An 18526-nucleotide genomic window follows, 5' to 3' on the forward strand; every position below is an offset into this window, starting at 1 on the left:
GTCGGGGGCGCGGGTGGCGGCGGTGCGGCCGGCACGGTTTGGGCGGCTCATTCGCGGGCGATGCGGTCCTTGGCCGCCAGCCGGCCGCCGTCGAAGCACAGCCGGTAGACCGGCGGGACGCCGTTCTCCCATTCGACCAGGTAGAAGCGGCACGCCGCGCCGGGCGGGGCCGGTGGCGGGTCCACCAGGTCATCGGCCGGATAGTCGAAGCGGGGCAGCTCGCGTTCGGTTGCCGCCCGGTCCTGGCCGACGGCCAGCTGCGCGTAGTCGGCGGGCGCAAGGACCGAATTGCTGCCGACGTACCAGAGGACGCCGAACCCGGCGCCGACGATCACCCCGGCCAGCGCCAGCGGCACTGCCACGGCCGTCGCCAGCCACCGCCGGGCGTTCGCGCGCGCCCCGCGCAGCCGCCGCGCTGTTTCGGTACCGGCTTCCGGTCCGGGTCCCAGGCCGGTTTCGAGTCCTGTTCCGGGTCGGGTCCCGGTTGCTGTTTCGGGGCCGCCGATCTCGGAGCCGGTGCCGGGTGCGGTGTCCCGTCCGGCTGCGGCGGGCGGCTGCGGCGCTTCGGCGGTACCGGGGATGCGCGCGGTCACGGTGAATCCGCGCCCGCGCCGCCCCGCGCCGCCCGCCGCAGCGGATTCCCGGGCCGGACCTGCGCTGAATTCGCCGCCCATGCCTTCGACCAGTGCGCGCAGACCCGCCAGGCCGGAGCCGGTGCCGGGTTGGGCGGCCGGTGCGGCGCTGCCTCCGGTGTCGGCCACGTGCACGGTTGTGGCGCCGTCGCCGTCGTGGACCAGCCGCACGGTCACCAAGGCTTGCGGGGCGTAGCGGGCGGCGTTGGTCAGCGCCTCTTGGACGACGCGGTGCACCGCGCGGCCCGCCGGCGAATCGGGGCCGGGGCCGGTGCCCTCGCGGACCAGGCGCACGCCCAGCCCGGCGCGCACCGCGCGGTCGACCACGGCGGCGGCGTCCTCGCCGGGTTCGGCGTGCCGCTCGGCGGCTTGGGTGCCGGTGTCCTCGCGCAGTACCCCGATGATCTCGCGCAGCCGCAGATTGGCGCCGTGCGCGGCCGTGCGCAGTTCGCCGGCAGCCGAGCGCGTGCCATCACCGCCGGGCGCCATTTCCAGCGCGGCGGCGCGCACCGCGATCAGGGCCAGTTCGTGGCCGAGGGAGTCGTGCATCTCCGTTGCGATGCGGGCGCGCTCGCGCAGCCGCGCGCGCTCGGCGTCCAGGTCGCGGGCGCGTTCCATCCGATCGGCGATCTCCCAGCCGGCCGTACGCAGCTCGGAGTGGTGGCGCCAGTAGCGCCCCAGCAGCCACGGCGCGACCACAACACCGACGATCGCGGCGACGCCGCCCGCCCAGTCGGTGAGCCCGGTCAGGGTCTCGCGCGCGTCGCCGATGCGGACCCAGGTCACGGCATAGGCCATCAGCGTCGCCAGCACCGCGGTGGAGACCATCGCGACCATGGGCGGGGTGCGACCGGAGCGCCGTCCGGCCGAGAACGCGAGCACGGCGCAGACCACCAGATGGCCCAGCACCAGCGCGGACACCAGGGTGAGCGCGATGACGACCGCCTGGACGACGACCGCCCCCAGCACCACCCCGAGCGCGGTGAACGGGCGCCGGCGGCGCAGCGCGAACGCGCAGGCCAACAGCACCGCCATCGCGGCGGCCTCGGGAAGCGGATCGGCGCGCACGCTGTCGGTCTCCACAGCGACCAGGGCGGCGCAGCAGCCCCACAGCACGAAATCCACCGCAGCAGGCAACCACCGGGCCGGCGGCCGCAGCCGAACCTTCCACCGCTCCCACATACCGCCACCTTAGGCGGCCGGAACGCACCGCAGCGGACACCGCCGGTGCTCCGTTGGTCGGCCCGGCGGAGCGGGGCCGCCCCCGCCGAAAGTCAGTGCGGAGTACTGCCGTTCGCGCCCTGCGGCACCCGGCGGTGCGCCCCTAATGTCGTTTTTCGGCGCCGGGAGCGGCAAATCGGCGGCCCAACACACCGAAAACGAGGACGGCATTACTGTGATTAGTCTGCGGGAACTGACCAAGCGCTACGGGGACAACGTCGTCGTCGACCGGCTCTCCGTCGAGGTCGCGCCCGGTAAGGTCACCGGGTTCCTGGGACCCAACGGGGCGGGTAAATCAACCACGATGCGGATGGTGCTGGGTCTGGACCACCCCACCGCCGGCCAGGCGCTGGTCGACGGCAAGCGCTACACGGAGCTGCGCCATCCCCTGCGCCGCATCGGTGCGCTGCTCGACGCCAAGGCCGTGCACCCCGGCCGGACCGCCCGCAACCACCTCTCGGCCATGGCGCGCAGCAACGGGCTGGCACTGCGCAGGGTCGATGAGGTGCTGGAGACCGTTGGCCTGAGCGAGGTCGCCAACCGCCGGGCTGGAACGTTCTCGCTCGGTATGGGGCAGCGGCTGGGCATCGCGGGAGCGCTGCTGGGCGATCCGGAGATCCTGATGTTCGACGAGCCGGTCAACGGCCTCGACCCCGACGGTGTCCGCTGGATCCGCGGGCTGATGCGTTCGTTGGCCGCCGAGGGTCGGACGGTCTTCGTGTCCAGCCACCTGATGAGCGAGATGCAGACGACCGCCGACCGGCTCGTGGTGATCGGCAAGGGCAGGCTGATCGCTGACGCGCCCGTATCCGACGTCATCGGCGCCAGTTCGCTGACAGCGGCGCAGGTGCGCACGCCCCAACCCGCCGAACTGGAACAGCAGCTCTTGGTGGCGGGGATGCGGGTCGAGCGCGGCGGCGAAGAGTTGGTCGTGACCGGCGGGACACTGGACGGCATCGGCGGCATCGCCCACCAGGCGGGGATCCGGTTGAACGAGCTCAGCGCCCGCACGGCGTCGCTGGAAGAGGCGTACATGGAGCTGACGGCCTCCAGCGTGGAGTTCGCGGGACCTGCGGCCCCCGAAGCGGCGCTCTCGGCCCAGGAGGCCGGCAACGGCCCGAGGACGAATCACGGCGAGAAGGAGCGGGTGTGACGACCATGGCGGCGACGGCGCAACAACGGCGGGCCGAACCGGAGGAACCCCGCGGCGGCGGCCTGCCGGGCGCGGTCGCGGCGGAGTGGACGAAGCTGTGGGGGCTGCGCTCCACGTGGTTCTGCCTCGTCGGGGCGGTGGTGGCCACCGGCGGCACGGCGCTGCTGGCGGCGCTGGCGTTGCAGGCCGGCGGCAGCGCCGAAGGCATGACGGCGAACGCGCTCGCCAATATGTCCATCATGCTCTCGCAGTTCGCGGTGGTCGCCGTGGCCGCGCTCACGGTCACCGGCGAGTACGCCACCGGGGCGATGCGCACCACATTGGCGACCACGCCGCAGCGCGGCCGCATGCTGGCCGCCAAGGCGGCGGTGCTGGCCGGGGTCGCGTTTGCCGCGGGGAGCCTGGCCGGCGCCTCGGCCGCCGCTGCAGCAGCGGCGGTGTTCGGCGACACGATGGTGTGGGAGGCCTCCCACGTGCTGCACGCCGTTGCGGGCACCGCGGGCCATGTGAGCGGCGTGTCGCTGTTCACGCTGGGCTTGGGCCTGCTGACCCGCAGCACAGCGGGCGCGATCACCGCGGCGATCGGTGTGCTGGTGGCCGTCCCGATGATCAGCACGATGGTCGGCAACGAGACGGTCACCGAGATCGTCGGCTACCTGCCCGCCCATGCCGGTGTGCAACTGATGAGCGGCACCGCCGACCCCTACGGCTGGGGCACCGGCGCGCTGCTGCTGGCCGGCTGGGCGGCGCTCTCGCTGGCGGCCGGTTTCACGGTACTGAGCAGGCGCGACGCCTGAGCACCGGCATGCCGCCGCACCTGCGCAGCGCGGCGGCCCGCCGGACAGGGCGGGCCGCCGCGCACGTGCGCCCAGCGTCAGCGGCAGGACGGCAGGCGGCGAGGCGGCCGGGCGGAGGCGGGCCGCGCGCCGGTCTCCGGTGTGTTCATCCCAGCAGTTCCTCGGAACGGTCCCAGAGCCGGCGGGCCAGGTCGGCGTCGTGGACCTGCGGGTTCTCGCGCTTGGCCGGTTTGCGCTTCTCGTAGTAGGCGCCGGATGTCCAGTCGGTGCCGGGCCGGCCCTCGGCGAGCCAGACGAGCTGGTCGGCGCCCTTCTCCGGCGTGGTCAGGATGGTCGCGCGGCTGATGGGGTTGGTGGTGATGAACTTCATCAGCCGGCTCTCGGACTGCGTTCCGAAGCTCGACGCGACGTTGCCCGGGTGGAACGCTGCGGCGGAGAGCCCCTGGGAGCGGTACCGGCGGTGCAGTTCCTTGGTGAACAGGACGTTTTCGAGCTTGCCCGCGTTGTAGACCCGGACCGGGTCGAAGTTCCGGTCGTGGTCGAGGTCGTCGGTGTCGAGCGTGTCGGCCATGCGCGCGCCCACGCTGGAGGTCTGGATCACCGACGCCCCGTTGGCGGTGAGCGTGTCCATCAGCAACCGGGTGAGCAGGAACGGCGCCAGGTGGTTGATCTGGAAGGTCATCTCGAACCCGTCGGCGGTCTTGGCCGGATTGCCGAAGACGCCGCCGGCGTTGTTGGCGAGCACGTCGATCCGCGGGTACGCGGAGTTCAGTTCGGCGGCGAGCTTGCGCACCTCGTCGAGGCGGGTGAAGTCGGCGAGGTAGTGGTCCGCACCGAGCTCGCCGGCAACGGCCCGGGTCTTCTGCGGTGAGCGGCCGACGATGACGACGCGGTGGCCGTCCCGGTGGAGCCGGCGGGCCGCCGCGGCACCGATGCCGTCGCTGGCACCGGTGATGACGATGGTCTTGGTCTGGTTCATGTTCTTCCTCTGGATCCGGAGACATCCCGCTACTGGCAACAGTGTACGTCTAGCTTGTCAGCGACCGACACGTTTGGCGTCTCGTGCTAACCTTGCTGCATCATGAACGAGAAACCCCCCGGTCTCCGGGAACGCACCCGCCGGGCGGTGCAGCACGAGATCGTCGGGGCGGCGGAGGCGCTGTTCATCGAGCGCGGCTTCGAGGCCACGACCGTCAACGACATCGCGGCGGCCGTCGGCATGTCCCAGCGCAGCGTCTTCCGCTACTTCGCCACCAAAGAGGAGATCGTCCTCGCCAAGTTCGACGCCGTCGTTGACGACATGCTCACCGCCCTGCGCGCACGCCCGGCCGACGAGCCGGTCTGGACGTCGCTGCACCGCGTGCTCGGCGTGCTGGTCTCCATCGCCGAGACACCGGGCCGCGAAGAGATGGTCGAACCCATCCACCGGGTCGTCTTCGAAACCCCCGCGCTGCTCGCCGGCTACCTCCAGAAGCTGCAGCACATGCAGGACGCCGTCGTCGCCGAACTACTCGAACGCGCCGAGACGGCCGGCACCCCCTACGCCGCCGACGACCCGACTCCGCGCGCACTGACCGCAGCGGCGTTCGGCTGCCTCGTGGCCGCGCAGCACTCCTGGCTCGCCTCCGGCGCGAAAGGCTCCTTCGCCGCCGCCATCGACCGCGCCATGGCCACGGTCGGCCCCCGCGCCTGACTCGCGGAACGCGCTCGCCACAGGGCCGTGCGGGATCCGGGCCTGCCGACAACCCTGCCGGGCGCCACCGTCCAGGGGCGGCCGGCCCGCTACGACTCCGACTCCACCAGGCCCGCCTCGTAGGCGAGGATCGCGGCCTGCACCCGGTTGCGCATGCCCAGCCGGTTCAGGATGGTGCTCACGTAGCTCTTGACCGTGCCCTCGACCAGGTACAGCCGGCGGGCGATCTCCGCGTTGGACAGGCCGGCGCCCAGCAGTGCGAGCACCTCCCGCTCGCGCGCCGTCAGTTCGGCGGTGCGCGAGCGGGCCTCGGCGCCGCGGCCCATCCGGCCGCCGCCGCTGATCTGGTCGATGACGTGGCGGGCAACCCGCGGCGCCAGATAAGCCGCGCCATCGGCAACCGCATGCACACCCGCCACCAGTTCGCGCGGATCGCCCGCTTTGAGGAGGAAGCCGGCTGCGCCTTCGTTCAGCGCCCGGGCGATGTAGGCGTCCTCGTCGAACGTCGTCAGGATGACCACTGCGGTGTCGGGGACCTCGCGGCGGATCTCGGCGGCGGCGCTGAGGCCGTCGAGCCGCGGCATGCGGATGTCGACCAGGACGACATCGGGGCGGTGCGAGCGCGTCACCTCGATCGCCTCGCGGCCGTCGGCCGCCTCGGCGACCACCTCGATCCGCTCGTCGGTCTCGAGGATCGCCCGCACACCCGCGCGGATCATCGCCTCGTCGTCGGCCAGCGCCACCCGGATCATTCGGGGTCCACGTCCTCTCTCGCGCCGTACTTCCCCGCCGGGCCGCCCGCCCCCGCCACGCGGTTCGGCGTTGCTATGGTCCGGCGCCGGGATGGTGCCCAAGCTCGGGCAGGGAGTCCTTCGAGACCAGTTCGCCGCCGCCGAAGCACAGCCGGTAGACGCTGTATTCGCCGTTGGGGAAACCGTGGTGCGAACGGTAGTAGCGGCAGTCGTAGCGGGCGGCGGCTGCGCTGTCGTCCTGGTCCGCGGCAGAATCGTACTGCTGCCAGGGCAACTGCGGCTCCACGTTCCCGGCGGGCGCGCCCACCCGCAACCGCGCGTAGTCGGCGGGGTCCAGCGTGGCCGAGTCCAAGCGCAGGTAGGTGCTGCCCAGCGCAAAGGCGTTCCCGCACATCAGCAGGACCGCGGCCGCAACCACCATGCGCACCGTGCGGCGCCGCAGCCCCCGCCGGGCGGCGCGCATGTGGTCGTCGGCCGCGGAAGGCACCGGTTCCCCGGCCGGTTCGGCGGCGGCCGCGCCGGCAGGGCTCCCCCGCTCCGGGAACCGCGCGACGACCGCGAATCCCCCACCGCGCGCGCCCGCCTCCAGGGTCCCCCCGGCCAGCCTGACGCGTTCGGTAAGCCCAACGAGGCCGTGCCCCCCACCTGCGGCGTCCGGCCGCTGTGCCGGCGGCCGGGGCGGCGCGCCGTTGTACACGGTGACGGTTGTTTCCGCGGCGGAGCGCTCCAGCAGCACCCGCACCGGGGCTCCCGGCGCATGCTTGGTGGCATTGGTCAGCGCTTCCTGCACGACCCGGTGGGCGGCCCGGTCGACCATGGGCCCGATACCGTCCCAGGTGCCGCTGCGTTTCAGGACCGCGTCGACACCGGAGTGCCGCGCCCGCTCCACCACTTCGGCGATCTCCTCGCCGGCGGGGGCGGTCGGCGCGGCCTCGCCGGACTCCCGCAGCACACCGACGATCTCGCGCAGCCGCTCGGTGGCCGTGGTGGCGCTTTCGCGCAGTTCCCCGGCCGAATTGCGGTGCCGCTCGGCCATGTCGGGGGCGAGCTCCAGGGCGCCGGCGCGCAGCGCGATCAGGCTCAGTTCGTGGCCCAGCGAGTCGTGCATGTCCTGGGCGATGCGCGACCGCTCGCGCAGCCGGGCCTGTTCGGCGGCGATGCGCTGCTCGCGTTCGAGCTGCCGGGCCCGTTCCCAACCCGCCTCGTCCAGGTTCTTGCGCTGGCGCCAGTAGCTGCCGGCCATCCACGGCAGCGCGATGGTGAACACATAGGTGAGCAGCATGCCCGGCACGTCGAACAGCAGCTCCGGGGACACGACCAGCGCCACCAGCAGCGCCGCCGCGGCCGCGGCGCAGGCCGCGGCGGCCGGCCACGCGCGCGGGTCGCGCCACCCCAGCAGGAAGCACAGCACGAACAGCGCCGGCGCGAGGGGCGGCATCATGGAGTTCGACAGGATCAGGACGAGCACGGCGGCCGCGAGCGGATAGGGCCGACTCAGCAGGACCCCGACGGCCAGGACCGCGATACCGATCGCGGTCTCGGCCGGCGTGGCCAGGGTGGCGGTGACGGAATCGGCGGCGGTGTCGGCCACCCGGGCGACCAGCTCCAGCAGCAGCGGCAGGCTCAGCACGCCCACCAGCAGCAGATCCGCAAGGGCCGTGCGCAACGTGGGCGGACCGCTGAGCGGTCGAAGCAGCTCGCTGACCGCACGAACGGCGGCGGAACCCGGCTGACCCATGTCTGCCGACGCTATCGTTCACGCCACCTGTGGCGGCACTGCCGAAAGTGGTGAATAGGGCCCGGCCCCGCACCGCCGCTCACAGCAGCGGGCGCAGCGGCACCAGCACCAGCTCGCTGAACTTGGCCACCAGCGAGCGCCCGGTCCACTCCTCCAGCGTGAGCAGCCGGGTGTTGGTGGAGTCCTTGGCGAACACGTGCTCCAGGTGGGCCGCCAGGCCGTCGTCGAAGACCTCCACGTTGATCTCGTAGTTGCCGGTGAGGCTGAGCCGGTCGACGTTGGCGGTGCCCACCGTGGACCAGCGCCCGTCGATGGTGGCGGTCTTGGCGTGCACCATGGCGTCCTGGTACAGGCACAGGTGCACGCCGCCGCGCAGCAGCTCGCCGTAGAACCCGCGGGAGAGCCAGTCGGCGACGATGTGGTTGGAGCGTTCCGGTACGAGGATGCGCACGTCCACCCCGCGCCGGGCGGCGCTGATCAGGGCGCGCAGGATCTCGTTGTCGGGGATGAAGTAGGCCTGGGTGATGTAGACGTGTTCGCGCGCCCGGTCGATGGCCTCCAGGTACATCCCGCGGATGGGGTAGATGAGCTGCTCGGGGACGTTGCGGTGGGCGCGGATGTCGGACGCCCACTCCGGGGTGCCGGTATCGGGAATGAGCGGCTGGTCCTCGCCGCGCAGCATGTTCCAGAAGTCGCGGAACGCGTTCTCCAGCTCCCACACCGAGGGACCCGTTACGCGCAGGTGGGTGTCGCGCCAGTGGGTGGCATAGACCGAGCCCACGTTGTAGCCCCCGACGAAGCCGACCCGGCCGTCGACGGCGAGGATCTTGCGGTGGTCGCGGCCGCCCTTGCGCAGGTCCAGCAGCAGCACGCCGGGCCGCAGCAGCGGGTAGGCCAACACGTGCACACCCGGCGGGAAGGCGAAGAACCTGCGGGGGACGACGAGGTTGGCGAAGGAGTCGTAGATGACGTAGACGTCGACACCGCGCTCGGCGGCCTCGATCAGTGCCCGTTTGAACTGCCGGCCCGTTGCGTCGCCCTTGAGGATGTAGGACTCGAACATGATGCGGTGGCGCGCGCCGCGGATGGCCTCGAGCATGTCGCGGTAGAGGTCTTCGCCGTAGGTGTAGGTGGTCAGCTCGTTCTCGCCCACCGGTACCGCCTTGGGCGGGGTGCGCGGGAAGTCGGCCCGCAGCGGCCGGACGCGCTTGCGCCACTGGTTGATGCCGATGAGCCCGGCGACCACCGCGAGTTGGGCCGCGAAAATACCGAGCAGCGTGCGCACGACCACGGTGGTCACAGAGATGCGTTTCCGCTGCATCGTGCTGTCTCCAGTCCCGGGTCTTGCGGTCCGGTGCCGATCGGGCTCTTGCCGACTCTCCACGGTACCGTGCCGCCCTGGTCACGCCCGGCAGGCGCGGCGGCGCCTGTGCACGCTCGTGCCCTTACGCGCCCTGGACGGTGCCCCGCGCCCCGCGGCGACGGTTCCCCGAACAACGCCCTGACCTGCACCGGCGTTGCTGCGTGCTCCGCAGATGGCGGGATCCGATGATGGTCGGGCGCGGCCCTCTGCTGCGCCGCCGGGTGCGCCTGCCCGGCGGACCCGACGAAGGGAGGCACCGTGCGCGCGGTGCAGTACGTCAATGTGGGTGAGAAGCCCCGACTGGTCGACGTCGGCGTGCCCGAGCCCGGTCCGGGCCAGCTGCTGCTGAAGGTCACCGCCGCAGGTGTGTGCCACTCCGACCTGGAGGTGATGAGCTGGCCGGCCGATGCGCTGACCTTCGAGTTGCCGATGACGCTGGGCCACGAGGGCGCCGGGCTGGTGGAGGCCGTGGGTGCCGGTGTCTCGCGGGTCGCGGTCGGCGACTCGGTCGCGGTCTACGGCCCGTGGGGCTGCGGAGTCTGCCGCGTGTGCGCCGAAGGCCGCGAGAACTACTGCCCCTACACCGGTGCGCTCGACATCTTCCCGCCGGGGCTGGGCCGCGACGGCGCCCTGGCCGAATACCTGCTCGTCGGCTCCGAGCGGCACGTCGTGCCCATCGGCTCCCTCGACCCGGTGCAGACCGTGTCGCTGACCGACGCCGGACTCACGCCCTACCACGTGATCAAGCGGTCGCTGGGCAAGCTCACAGCGGGCAGCACCGCCGTGGTGATCGGTGTCGGCGGGCTGGGGCACATCGCCATCCAGCTGCTGCGCCAGCTCACCGCCACCCGGGTGGTTGCGCTGGACGTGCGCGCCGAAAGCCTGGAACTCGCCCGCAGCAGCGGCGCGCAGCACGCGCTGCCCTCCGAGGAATCGGCGGTCGAGGCCGTGTGGGAGCTGTCCGGCGGGCAGGGCGCCGCCGCCGTGTTCGACTTCGTCGGCGCGGGCGCGACCACCGCGCTGGCGCAACGCATGGTCGCGATGGACGGCGACCTCAACCTGGTCGGGATCGGCGGCGGCTCCGTGCAGGTCGCCTTCGGCACGGTCCCTTACGGCGCGCGGGCCGGCATCACCTACTGGGGCACCCGTTCGGAGCTGATCGAGCTGATCGACCTGGCCGGGCAGGGAGTGGTGGACGTGCACGTGGAGCGCTACGAACTCGAAAGCGGACCCGACGTCTACGAGCGGATGAAGGCCGGCCTCATCAAGGGGCGGGCGGTCGTCGTGCCGTGAGGCGGCGCGGGCCGTAGGCGCATCGGGCGGCAACCAGGCGGGTACCCGGCGGAGCCAAAACGGGCGCAAACCAGCAACACATGCGGAACAACCGCAAAAGGGCGGTGCACCGCAACACGTCCCCGGCTAAACTGGGGCACATGGCACGACGACATTGACCCGCACCTGAGACCCGGCTCGCGCGCAGGCTCTACGCCTACACGTTCCTTGAGGACCTCGTCCTCCTGTACCCGGTCTATGCGCTGCTGTTCGCCGATTCCGGGCTCAGCCCCGCGCAGATCTCGTCGCTGTTCGTGCTGTGGTCGCTCACCGGGATCCTGCTGGAGCTCCCTTCCGGTGTGCTGGCCGATCTCTGCTCCCGCCGCGCTCTGGTCGCCGCCGCGCCGCTGCTGAACGGCACCGGTTTCGCGCTGTGGACCCTCGCGCCCGGCTATCCCGCCTTTGCGGCGGGTTTTGTGCTGTGGGGAGTCGGCTCGGCCATGCGCTCCGGCGCGCTTGAGGCGCTGGTATACGCCGAACTGGTGCACATCGCCAACCAACCGCGCGGCGCACCGGACGGCGCCGCGCCCGCCCCAGCACCGGCCGGGCCGCTCAGTGGCCGCTCGGCCGGTGCGGAGCCCGCTGCCGCCTGGGTCACCCGCACCTACACCCGCCTCATCGGGCGGTCGCGCACCGCAGGCATCGTCGCGGTAATGGCCGCGACGGCGCTGTCAGGCCCGGTCCTGGCCGCCGGCGGCTACGCGGCGGCCGGTGCCGCGAGCGTACTGGCGACCCTGGCGGGCGCTCTGGTGGGCCGGGCGCTGCCCGCCGGGGCCGAACGGGAGCGGGCGGCTCAGCGCGGGTGCGGCCGCGGGCGCTCAAGGCGCCCGGGACGTGCGCGGCGCACCGGGCGGGTGCGCGAAGCCGGGCTTTCGCTGCGCTCTGCGGCGGCCGAGGCGGTCGGCGTGCTCCGCGGCGGTCTGGGCGAGGTCCGCGCCTCCCGGCCCGCCCGGGGAGCGCTGCTGCTGCTCACGGTACTGATGGGCACCGCCGATTCGATGGACGAGTACCTGCCGCTGCTGGCGCGGTCGACCGGGCTGAGCACGCCGGCCGTCCCGCCGGCCCTGCTGGCCGTCTCGGCCGGCGCCGCCGCGGGCGGCTGGTTCGCCGGCCGGTACACCCACCGCACCGGGGCCGCGCTGGTGGCCGCCGCCTGCTGCATGGCCGCGGGCGCGGCCATGGGCCATCCGGCCGGGCTGGCGCTGCTGGCGGTCACCTTCGGCGTCACCGAGTGGGCCAAGGCGGCGGCCGAAGCGCGGCTGCAGGACGGCGTCGGCGAGGACGCGCGGGCGACCGTCTCCTCCTTCGCCGGGTTCGGCGCCGAGACCGCGGCCGTGCTCACGTTCGCCGCCTACGGCCTGGGGTCGCAGTGGCTGGGTCCCGGCATGCTGTTCGTGCTGGCCGCGCTGCCCTATACGGCCGCGGCCCGGGCGGTGCGGCGGGGGTGACCGCAAAGGCGGCTTGTAGGCGGCTGCAGGCGGTTATGGACAGCTATGGGTTGGGCCGTTTCCGTGGGGCGCGGTGCGGAATCAGCCGGGCTCCGCCGATGCTGATGCAATCGCGGGAGTGCCGCGGCAACCGGCCGCGGCACACATGAGCAGAAGGAGGCGCCCATGCCGGGTGACAGCGAAGCGGCCGGCACGACCGGGCTGAGCGGGATCGAACGCGCGCTCGTCGTCATGGCCCACCCCGACGACGTCGACTTCGGCTGCGCAGGGACCATCGCGTTGTGGACCGACGCCGGAGTCGAGGTCACCTACCTGATGGTGACCGACGGCGAGGCGGGCGGCGACGAACGGACCCTCGACGGCGACGGGATGGCCGAACTGCGCCGCAGCGAGCAGCGCAAGGCCGCCGCGGCGGTGGGCGTGCACGACGTCCGGTTTCTGGGCTACGCCGACGGCCGGGTGCTGCCGAGTCTGGAGCTGCGCCGCGACATCGCCCGGGTCATCCGCCGGGTCCGCCCCCAGCGCGTGGTCATCCCCAGCCCCGAACGCGACTGGTCGCGCATCGCGGCCAGCCACCCCGACCACCTGGCCACCGGCGAGGCCGGGATCAACGCGGTCTACCCCGATGCCCGCAACCCCCACGCCCACTCCGAACTGCTCACCGCCGAAGGGCTGGAGCCCTGGAAGGTGCCCGAGGTGTGGCTGGTCCACGGGCCCTCTCCCGACCGGTTCAGCGACATCACCGACGTCTTCGACCGCAAGCTGGCCGCGCTGTCCTGCCACGCGAGCCAGATCAGCGATGTCAATGAGCTGGCCGGGATGCTGCGCCAGTGGCTGGCGGGCAACGCCGCCGCTGGAGGGCTCGCCGAGGGCAGGCTGGCGGAGTCGTTCCAACACGTCGACACCCGTTAGCGGACACGCCGTTCAGGCGGTATTCGTTGGGGGTAGCAGGCGCGGGGCCGCGCCCCCGCCAACCGACCACTCCAGGAGGACCGACGTGGCACAGCCGCCATCTCCCTACGAATTCCTGCCCGCCGTTCCGTCGTTCAGCGTCGCCAGCAACGACGTCGCCGACGCGCGGACCCTGCCCATGGCCCAGGTCAGCGGCATCATGGGCGCGGGCGGCGAGGACGTTTCGCCGCACCTGTCCTGGAGCGGCTTTCCCGAGGGCACCCGCAGCTTCGCGGTCACCTGCTTCGACCCCGACGCGCCCACGGCCAGCGGGTTCTGGCACTGGGTGGTTTGCGGCATCCCGGCGACCGTGACCGAGCTGCCCAGCGGCGCCGGCGACGAGTCCGGTTCGGGCCTGCCCGCGGGCGCGCTCACCCTGCGCAACGATGCCGGTGCCCGCCGCTACATCGGCGCGGCCCCGCCCGGGGGCCACGGCCCGCACCGCTACATGTTCGCGGTGCACGCGGTCGACGTGGAGTCGCTGGGGATCGACGAGAGCGCCTCGCCGGCGTACCTCGGCTTCAACCTGTTCTTCCACGCGATCGGGCGGGCCGTGATCGCGCCGGTCTACGAGCAGAAGTAGCGGCAGCGGGCCAACCGCGGCGGGGGTGTCCCGGCAGGGGCGCCCCCGCCGGGTGTTCGGCCGGCATTCACCTTTCGCGGATACCGTATTTCCCACGCGCGCTCTTCGTTGCCTGTCGCAACCTGAAATCTGCGCGGCAACGGGATCTTCCACCACGGACAGGGGTTCACACCAACATGGGTCCGGACAACTCAGCCATCGATGTGGTCGTCTTCGACTTCGGCGACGTCATCTCCCAAACGCCCCCGCCCGAGGACAAGGCCGCGATGGAACGGGTGGCCGGTGTGCCTGCCGACGACCTGTGGTCGGCCTACTGGCAGGAGCGCCGCGCCTACGACGGCGGTATCGGCGCCGCTGAGTACTGGGGGCGGATCGCCCGGCGCGTGGGCGCCGACTGGGACGCAGCCGCGGTGCACGAGCTGTGGGCGCTGGACGTCGGCTCCTGGATCCATGTCCGCGTGGACTCCGTCCGCATCCTCCACCGGTTGGCCGGAAACGGCGTGCGGCTGGCGCTGCTGTCCAACGCACCGTTGGACATCGCCGCCGCGCTGCGCCATTCGCCGGTGCTGCTGGGCTTCGAAGCGCTGTTCTTCAGCGCGGAACTCGGCATCTGCAAACCCGACTCCGGGATCTACGAACAGGTGCTCCGCGAGCTCGGCAGCGCTGCCGAACGCACCGCCTTCGTCGACGACCGCGAAGAGAACGTGCTGGCCGCCAAGCGTCTGGGCATGGTCGCCCACCACTACGCGGGCACCGGCGACCTGGAATCGTTCCTGGCCGAGCACGGGCTCCTCGGCACCTCCTGACCGGTTCCGGCGCCCGCGCCCGGTACCTCGGCCTGCGCGCCAACGGAACGACCGCCCGCGACACGCCGATCCGGAGCCCCCGGCCACCAGGTCGCACCGGCCGTGACACGCCGACCACCGGAGGCGCAGACCGGGACACTACGCCACAGACCCGGTTCCGGTTGTCCTGGAAACCGGAACCGGCCACCTGCCGATACCGGCCGCCCCGGCGGTCTAGGCTCGATACGACGGATCACCCAGCCCGGGGGCGCGCCGCCCCGCCGGGGGGCGCTTGCGCGCACTGCGCCGCGGAAGGCGTCCCAGCAGCCCCGAGCCGATCGCGCCGCCAGCCGACCGCAACGGAAAGGTCAATCGGTGTCCGCTGCAGAGCACTCCCGTCAGCCCACCGTCGTCGTCACCACCGCAGGCGCCCCCCAAACCCCCGGAACCATCCAGCACCTCCAACGGCGGGGCTACCGCGTGGTGGCCACCGATATCGACCCCACCGCGCCAGGCCTCTACCTGGCCGACCGCTGCTACCTCGTCCCGCCGGGCAGCTGCGAGTCCTACTTGGCCGAGATCCGCGGCATCTGCCTCAAGGAAGGCGCCCGCGCCGTCGTCCCCCTGGTCGACGAGGAGCTGATGACCGTATCCCGGCTCGCCGACGACGACATCGCGGTGCTGCTGCCGCGCCCCGGGTTCGTCGCCACCTGCCTGGACAAATACGCGCTGATGCGCCGCCTGGCCGCCGCAGGGCTGCCCGTGCCACGCACCGGCCTGGCAACCGAGTGGACCGATCCGCCGGGGCCGCCGTTGATCGTCAAGCCGCGCTCGGGGCGGGGCAGCCGCGGCGTCGTACGCCTGGGCTCGGGCCGGGAACTGGACGAGGTGCTGGCCCGGGCCGACCGCCCCGCCGACGAACTCATCGTGCAGGAACAGGCCGCCGGCACCGAGTACACGGTCTCGGTCGTGGCCTGGCGCGACGGCACCGTACAGGCGGTCGTGCCCAAGGAGATCGTGCTCAAGCGCGGTGTCACCCAGTACGCGGTCACCCGCCGCAACGAGCGCGTCATCGAGGTGTGCCGCGCCGTACAGCGCGAACTGCGCGCCGACGGCCCCTTCAACGTGCAGCTCGCGCTCGACTCCGACGGCGAGCCGCGCATCTTCGAGATCAACCCGCGCTTCTCGTCCACGGCGCCGCTGACCCTGGCCGCGGGAGTCGACGAGGTCGGCGGCCTGCTCTGCCAGACCCTCGGCGGCGGGCCGCACCTGGCCGACGACTGGCGGGAAGGCGTGGTCATGGTGCGCCGGTGGGCCGACGAGTTCATCGACGAGCAGCGCTTCACCGCCACCGGCATCAGCCCGGCCGCCCCCGCGGCGGCCGAACCGGCCGTGGGCGTGAGCCCGTGACCGGCGCACCGCGTGCAGCCGCCGACCCCGGCACCGGCGCACTGCTGGCCCCGGCCCGGCGTGCGGTGCGCGAGGTCGGCGCGCTGCTGCGCGGCTGGCGGGCCGACTCCGCGGCGACATCGGGCACCTGGGAGGGCGACCAGTTCAAGGCGCGTGCCGACACCATGGCCCACGAGGAACTGAGCGCGCGGCTGCACCGCATCGAGCCGGGCGTGCCCGTCCTCAGCGAGGAGGACCCCGCGGGGCGCGGCGGCCCCCGCCCGGATGTGTACTGGCTGATCGATCCCATCGACGGCACCGCCAGCTACGTGCACGGTTTCGCCGGCTACGTCACCCAGGCGGCGCTGATCGCCGGGTCCCGGCCGGTCGTGGCCGCTATCTGCGTCCCCGAGGCCGACCGGTGCTACACCGCCGTACGCGGCGGCGGCGCGACCGCCGGGGGCGCGCGCCTGGCCGCCTCGGCGCCGGCCGCGGGCGCGGGCGTGCTCACCGACAACACCCCCGAGCCCCGCGGGATCGCCCGCGCCGTCCACGGCGCCTTCGGGTGCAGCGGGTACCTGGAGTCCGGCAGCATCGCGCTGAAGCTGTGCCGGATCGCCGACGGCGGCGCCCACCTGTTCGTCAAGGACGTCCCGGTGCGCGACTGGGACGTGGCCGCGCCGGCACTCGTGCTGGAGGAGGCGGGGGGTGCGTTGGCGCGGTTGGACGGCAGCCCCTTCGACTACACCGGGTCATTCGAGGGCACCGGTGTCATCGCCGCGGCCGAGGAGGCCACGTGCGCCGCCGTCGCCGCCTGGCACCGCGGCGGGGGCCGCCGGGGCGCGTAGGCGGGGCCGGCAGGCACGCGGCGGGCCGGCGGCCGGATTGCTACTTAAGTTCTAGCCGCCGGCCCGGAAATCCACCCGGCAGGGGGATCCCCGGCACGGCCGGGTACGTCTAAGCTCAAAACCGAGCAGGAAGGAGGCGCGACCATGAGCACCGGCTCCACACCCCATGCGGAACTCCGCGCCGCAGATGCCGATCGCGATGCCACCGCACGCCGACTCGCCACCGCTCTGTCCGAGGGCAGACTCGACCTGCCCGAGTACCAGAGCCGCCTCGACTCCGCGATGGCCGCGGTCACCGTAGGCGAACTCGCGCCGCTGACCACCGACCTGCCCGCCGACCCCTCCGGCCCGTCCGTTGCCACCGCTCCCGCCGCCAACGAGCCCGTCGACCTCGGCCAGACCGCCAAGGAGAACGCGCCGACCCGGCCGAAGCAATCCGGCAAGTGGAGCACCTGGACCGGCGCCGCGGTCATCATGATCGGTATCTGGCTGGTCACCAGCGTCGTTTCCGGCGAGTTCGACGGCTTCTGGCCGATGCTGCCGCTGGGTATCTGGGCAGCCGTGCTGCTGTCGTCGGGCGGCTGCCGCCGCTGACCGCGCCGGTGGAGTGCCGTACCGCCTCCCGCGCACACCGCCGCCGGCCGCCGCGGCCCCGCGCAACCGGGCCGCGGATCACCGTCCGTGCCCGCCGCTTCCACACCGCGCAACGCCGGGCCCACCGCACAGCCCTGCCGTGCCAACCGGCGTCCGCGCCGCTTTTCTCTGACGCGCGGGCGGCGTATTGTGAAAAACCCATCATCGTGCGGCAGGGGGTGGGCGTTGGACGACGAACGCGTCCCGGAAAACCGGATGCGCGCTTCGGATGCCGACCGGGATGCCTGCGCCGAACGACTCGCGACCGCGCTCTCGGAAGGCCGGCTCGACCTGGCCGAATACGAACGCCGGTTGGACGAGGCGATGAGCGCCGTCCTGCTGGGTCAGCTGCAGGCACTCACCGCGGATCTCCCGGAGCCTCCCGCACCGGTCGAGCGCGACGACTCCGAAACCGAGCCCGCCGGGGCCAACCGCGCTGCGCTGGCATCGCCGTGGAAGGACTGGGTAGACGAATGGCGATGGTGGCTTGGCGGCGCCGTCATCATGAGCGGAATCTGGGGCGTCACCAGCATCATGGGCGGTGACCTGCTGCCGTACTGGCCGCTGGTGCCGCTGGGGATCTGGGCCGCAATCCTGGTCGCTGCCGCCATCTGGCCCGATGAAAGCTCCGGGTCCCGCAGTTGAGCGTCACCGCTCCGGGTGGAGGGATCGACGAGCATGGATGAACAGCAGTTGCCCCCCGAACAGATGCGGGCGGCCGATTCAGACCGCGATGCCTGCGCCGAACGCCTCGGGATCGCCCTGCGCGAAGGGCGTCTGGACCTCACCGAATACCAGGACCGGCTGCACACGGCGATGCACGCCAAAACCATGGGCGAGCTATGGCCGCTGACCCGCGACCTCCCCGAGCCACCGCCGGTGCCCGCCGAAAAGCCCGCCGAACAGCCCGCGCACCGCGGAAAACGGATGAGCCCCGAGTGGCGCGACCGGCTGGAGCCGTGGCGGGGCCTGGCCGCCGTCTCGGTGATACTGGTGGGCATCTGGGGGGTCACCAGCATCCTCGCCACCGAGCCGCTGCTGTTCTGGCCGATGATCCCCATCGGGTTCATGTTCCTGTTCACCCTGGCCGGAGCGATCGCCGGCACCCCCGGCGAACGGCACCACCACGACGGCCGGTAGCCGTCCGGCCGCAGGTGGCCGCCCACGGCCGCGGGGCGCGGGCGCACCGGCGAGGGTCGGCGGCCGGC

18 protein-coding genes are annotated in these 18526 nt (G+C 72.7%); 13 read left to right on the plus strand and 5 right to left on the minus strand.

The features are described from left to right. Positions 1 to 47 precede the first annotated feature (47 nt). Positions 48 to 1757: a sensor histidine kinase gene (locus ACYVD5_RS11135; protein WP_461000901.1), complete on the minus strand. Its 1710-nt coding sequence runs from the start codon at positions 1755 to 1757 to the stop codon at positions 48 to 50. A gap of 271 nt (positions 1758 to 2028) precedes the next feature. Between ACYVD5_RS11135 and ACYVD5_RS11140 the strand changes: the two genes are divergently transcribed. Further along, on the plus strand, positions 2029 to 3006 hold the full coding sequence (locus tag ACYVD5_RS11140; protein WP_461000902.1) for an ABC transporter ATP-binding protein: 978 nt from the start codon (positions 2029 to 2031) through the stop codon (positions 3004 to 3006). Further along, positions 3003 to 3803, plus strand: coding sequence for a hypothetical protein (locus ACYVD5_RS11145; protein ID WP_461000903.1), 801 nt, complete (start codon positions 3003 to 3005; stop codon positions 3801 to 3803). The genes ACYVD5_RS11140 and ACYVD5_RS11145 overlap by 4 nt, the downstream gene beginning before the upstream one ends. 145 nt (positions 3804 to 3948) lie before the next feature. On the opposite strand, the gene ACYVD5_RS11150 is transcribed toward ACYVD5_RS11145, so the two are convergent. Further along, entirely contained in the window at positions 3949 to 4782 is an 834-nt protein-coding gene (locus tag ACYVD5_RS11150; RefSeq protein WP_461000904.1) for an SDR family NAD(P)-dependent oxidoreductase, read from the minus strand. A 102-nt stretch (positions 4783 to 4884) separates the two neighbouring features. Between ACYVD5_RS11150 and ACYVD5_RS11155 the strand changes: the two genes are divergently transcribed. After that, positions 4885 to 5496, plus strand: a complete 612-nt coding sequence (locus ACYVD5_RS11155; RefSeq protein WP_461000905.1) for a TetR family transcriptional regulator — start codon at positions 4885 to 4887, stop codon at positions 5494 to 5496. Positions 5497 to 5585: 89 nt separating this feature from the next. On the opposite strand, the gene ACYVD5_RS11160 is transcribed toward ACYVD5_RS11155, so the two are convergent. The 3 genes from ACYVD5_RS11160 to ACYVD5_RS11170 all read right to left on the minus strand — a co-directional run bounded on the left by ACYVD5_RS11160 (position 5586) and on the right by ACYVD5_RS11170 (position 9307). Next, complete coding sequence (locus tag ACYVD5_RS11160) at positions 5586 to 6248, minus strand: response regulator transcription factor (protein ID WP_461000906.1); 663 nt, start codon at positions 6246 to 6248, stop codon at positions 5586 to 5588. A gap of 73 nt (positions 6249 to 6321) precedes the next feature. Then, positions 6322 to 7986, minus strand: coding sequence for a sensor histidine kinase (locus ACYVD5_RS11165; RefSeq protein ID WP_461000907.1), 1665 nt, complete (start codon positions 7984 to 7986; stop codon positions 6322 to 6324). Between the two features lie 79 nt (positions 7987 to 8065). After that, on the minus strand, positions 8066 to 9307 hold the full coding sequence (locus tag ACYVD5_RS11170; protein ID WP_461000908.1) for a phospholipase D-like domain-containing protein: 1242 nt from the start codon (positions 9305 to 9307) through the stop codon (positions 8066 to 8068). Positions 9308 to 9607: 300 nt separating this feature from the next. Here ACYVD5_RS11170 and ACYVD5_RS11175 point away from each other — a divergent pair, with 300 nt between their 5' ends. The 10 genes from ACYVD5_RS11175 to ACYVD5_RS11220 all read left to right on the plus strand — a co-directional run bounded on the left by ACYVD5_RS11175 (position 9608) and on the right by ACYVD5_RS11220 (position 18458). After that, positions 9608 to 10642: an NAD(P)-dependent alcohol dehydrogenase gene (locus ACYVD5_RS11175; RefSeq protein ID WP_461000909.1), complete on the plus strand. Its 1035-nt coding sequence runs from the start codon at positions 9608 to 9610 to the stop codon at positions 10640 to 10642. A 224-nt stretch (positions 10643 to 10866) separates the two neighbouring features. Beyond that, positions 10867 to 12129: an MFS transporter gene (locus tag ACYVD5_RS11180; RefSeq protein WP_461000918.1), complete on the plus strand. Its 1263-nt coding sequence runs from the start codon at positions 10867 to 10869 to the stop codon at positions 12127 to 12129. A 165-nt stretch (positions 12130 to 12294) separates the two neighbouring features. Continuing rightward, positions 12295 to 13041, plus strand: coding sequence for a PIG-L deacetylase family protein (locus ACYVD5_RS11185; protein ID WP_461000910.1), 747 nt, complete (start codon positions 12295 to 12297; stop codon positions 13039 to 13041). 85 nt (positions 13042 to 13126) lie between these two features. After that, complete coding sequence (locus tag ACYVD5_RS11190; RefSeq protein WP_461000911.1) at positions 13127 to 13663, plus strand: YbhB/YbcL family Raf kinase inhibitor-like protein; 537 nt, start codon at positions 13127 to 13129, stop codon at positions 13661 to 13663. 176 nt (positions 13664 to 13839) lie between these two features. Further along, positions 13840 to 14469 carry an HAD family hydrolase gene (locus ACYVD5_RS11195; protein WP_461000912.1) on the plus strand — a complete coding sequence of 210 codons (630 nt, stop codon included), beginning with the start codon at positions 13840 to 13842 and terminating at the stop codon, positions 14467 to 14469. A gap of 354 nt (positions 14470 to 14823) precedes the next feature. Continuing rightward, a complete protein-coding gene (locus ACYVD5_RS11200) occupies positions 14824 to 15858 on the plus strand; it encodes an ATP-grasp domain-containing protein (RefSeq protein WP_461000913.1) in 1035 nt (344 codons plus the stop codon). After that, positions 15855 to 16685, plus strand: coding sequence for a 3'(2'),5'-bisphosphate nucleotidase CysQ family protein (locus ACYVD5_RS11205; RefSeq protein ID WP_461000914.1), 831 nt, complete (start codon positions 15855 to 15857; stop codon positions 16683 to 16685). Before ACYVD5_RS11200 ends, ACYVD5_RS11205 begins: the two co-directional genes overlap by 4 nt. A 144-nt stretch (positions 16686 to 16829) precedes the next feature. Beyond that, positions 16830 to 17279: a DUF1707 SHOCT-like domain-containing protein gene (locus ACYVD5_RS11210; protein WP_461000915.1), complete on the plus strand. Its 450-nt coding sequence runs from the start codon at positions 16830 to 16832 to the stop codon at positions 17277 to 17279. A gap of 255 nt (positions 17280 to 17534) precedes the next feature. Continuing rightward, positions 17535 to 17963: a DUF1707 SHOCT-like domain-containing protein gene (locus tag ACYVD5_RS11215; RefSeq protein WP_461000919.1), complete on the plus strand. Its 429-nt coding sequence runs from the start codon at positions 17535 to 17537 to the stop codon at positions 17961 to 17963. A 33-nt stretch (positions 17964 to 17996) separates the two neighbouring features. After that, complete coding sequence (locus ACYVD5_RS11220; RefSeq protein WP_461000916.1) at positions 17997 to 18458, plus strand: DUF1707 SHOCT-like domain-containing protein; 462 nt, start codon at positions 17997 to 17999, stop codon at positions 18456 to 18458. Positions 18459 to 18526: the final 68 nt, after the last annotated feature.

Source organism: Streptomonospora sediminis, assembly GCF_054778995.1.

Coding starts and splice junctions, on each gene's coding strand:
- ACYVD5_RS11185 (WP_461000910.1), top strand. CDS start 12,295: ATGCCGGGTGACAGCGAAGCGGCCGGCACGACCGGGCTGAGCGGGATC.
- ACYVD5_RS11210 (WP_461000915.1), top strand. CDS start 16,830: ATGAGCACCGGCTCCACACCCCATGCGGAACTCCGCGCCGCAGATGCC.
- ACYVD5_RS11215 (WP_461000919.1), top strand. CDS start 17,535: ATGCGCGCTTCGGATGCCGACCGGGATGCCTGCGCCGAACGACTCGCG.
- ACYVD5_RS11155 (WP_461000905.1), top strand. CDS start 4,885: ATGAACGAGAAACCCCCCGGTCTCCGGGAACGCACCCGCCGGGCGGTG.
- ACYVD5_RS11195 (WP_461000912.1), top strand. CDS start 13,840: ATGGGTCCGGACAACTCAGCCATCGATGTGGTCGTCTTCGACTTCGGC.
- ACYVD5_RS11220 (WP_461000916.1), top strand. CDS start 17,997: ATGGATGAACAGCAGTTGCCCCCCGAACAGATGCGGGCGGCCGATTCA.
- ACYVD5_RS11160 (WP_461000906.1), bottom strand. CDS start 6,248: ATGATCCGGGTGGCGCTGGCCGACGACGAGGCGATGATCCGCGCGGGT.
- ACYVD5_RS11170 (WP_461000908.1), bottom strand. CDS start 9,307: ATGCAGCGGAAACGCATCTCTGTGACCACCGTGGTCGTGCGCACGCTG.
- ACYVD5_RS11150 (WP_461000904.1), bottom strand. CDS start 4,782: ATGAACCAGACCAAGACCATCGTCATCACCGGTGCCAGCGACGGCATC.
- ACYVD5_RS11165 (WP_461000907.1), bottom strand. CDS start 7,986: ATGGGTCAGCCGGGTTCCGCCGCCGTTCGTGCGGTCAGCGAGCTGCTT.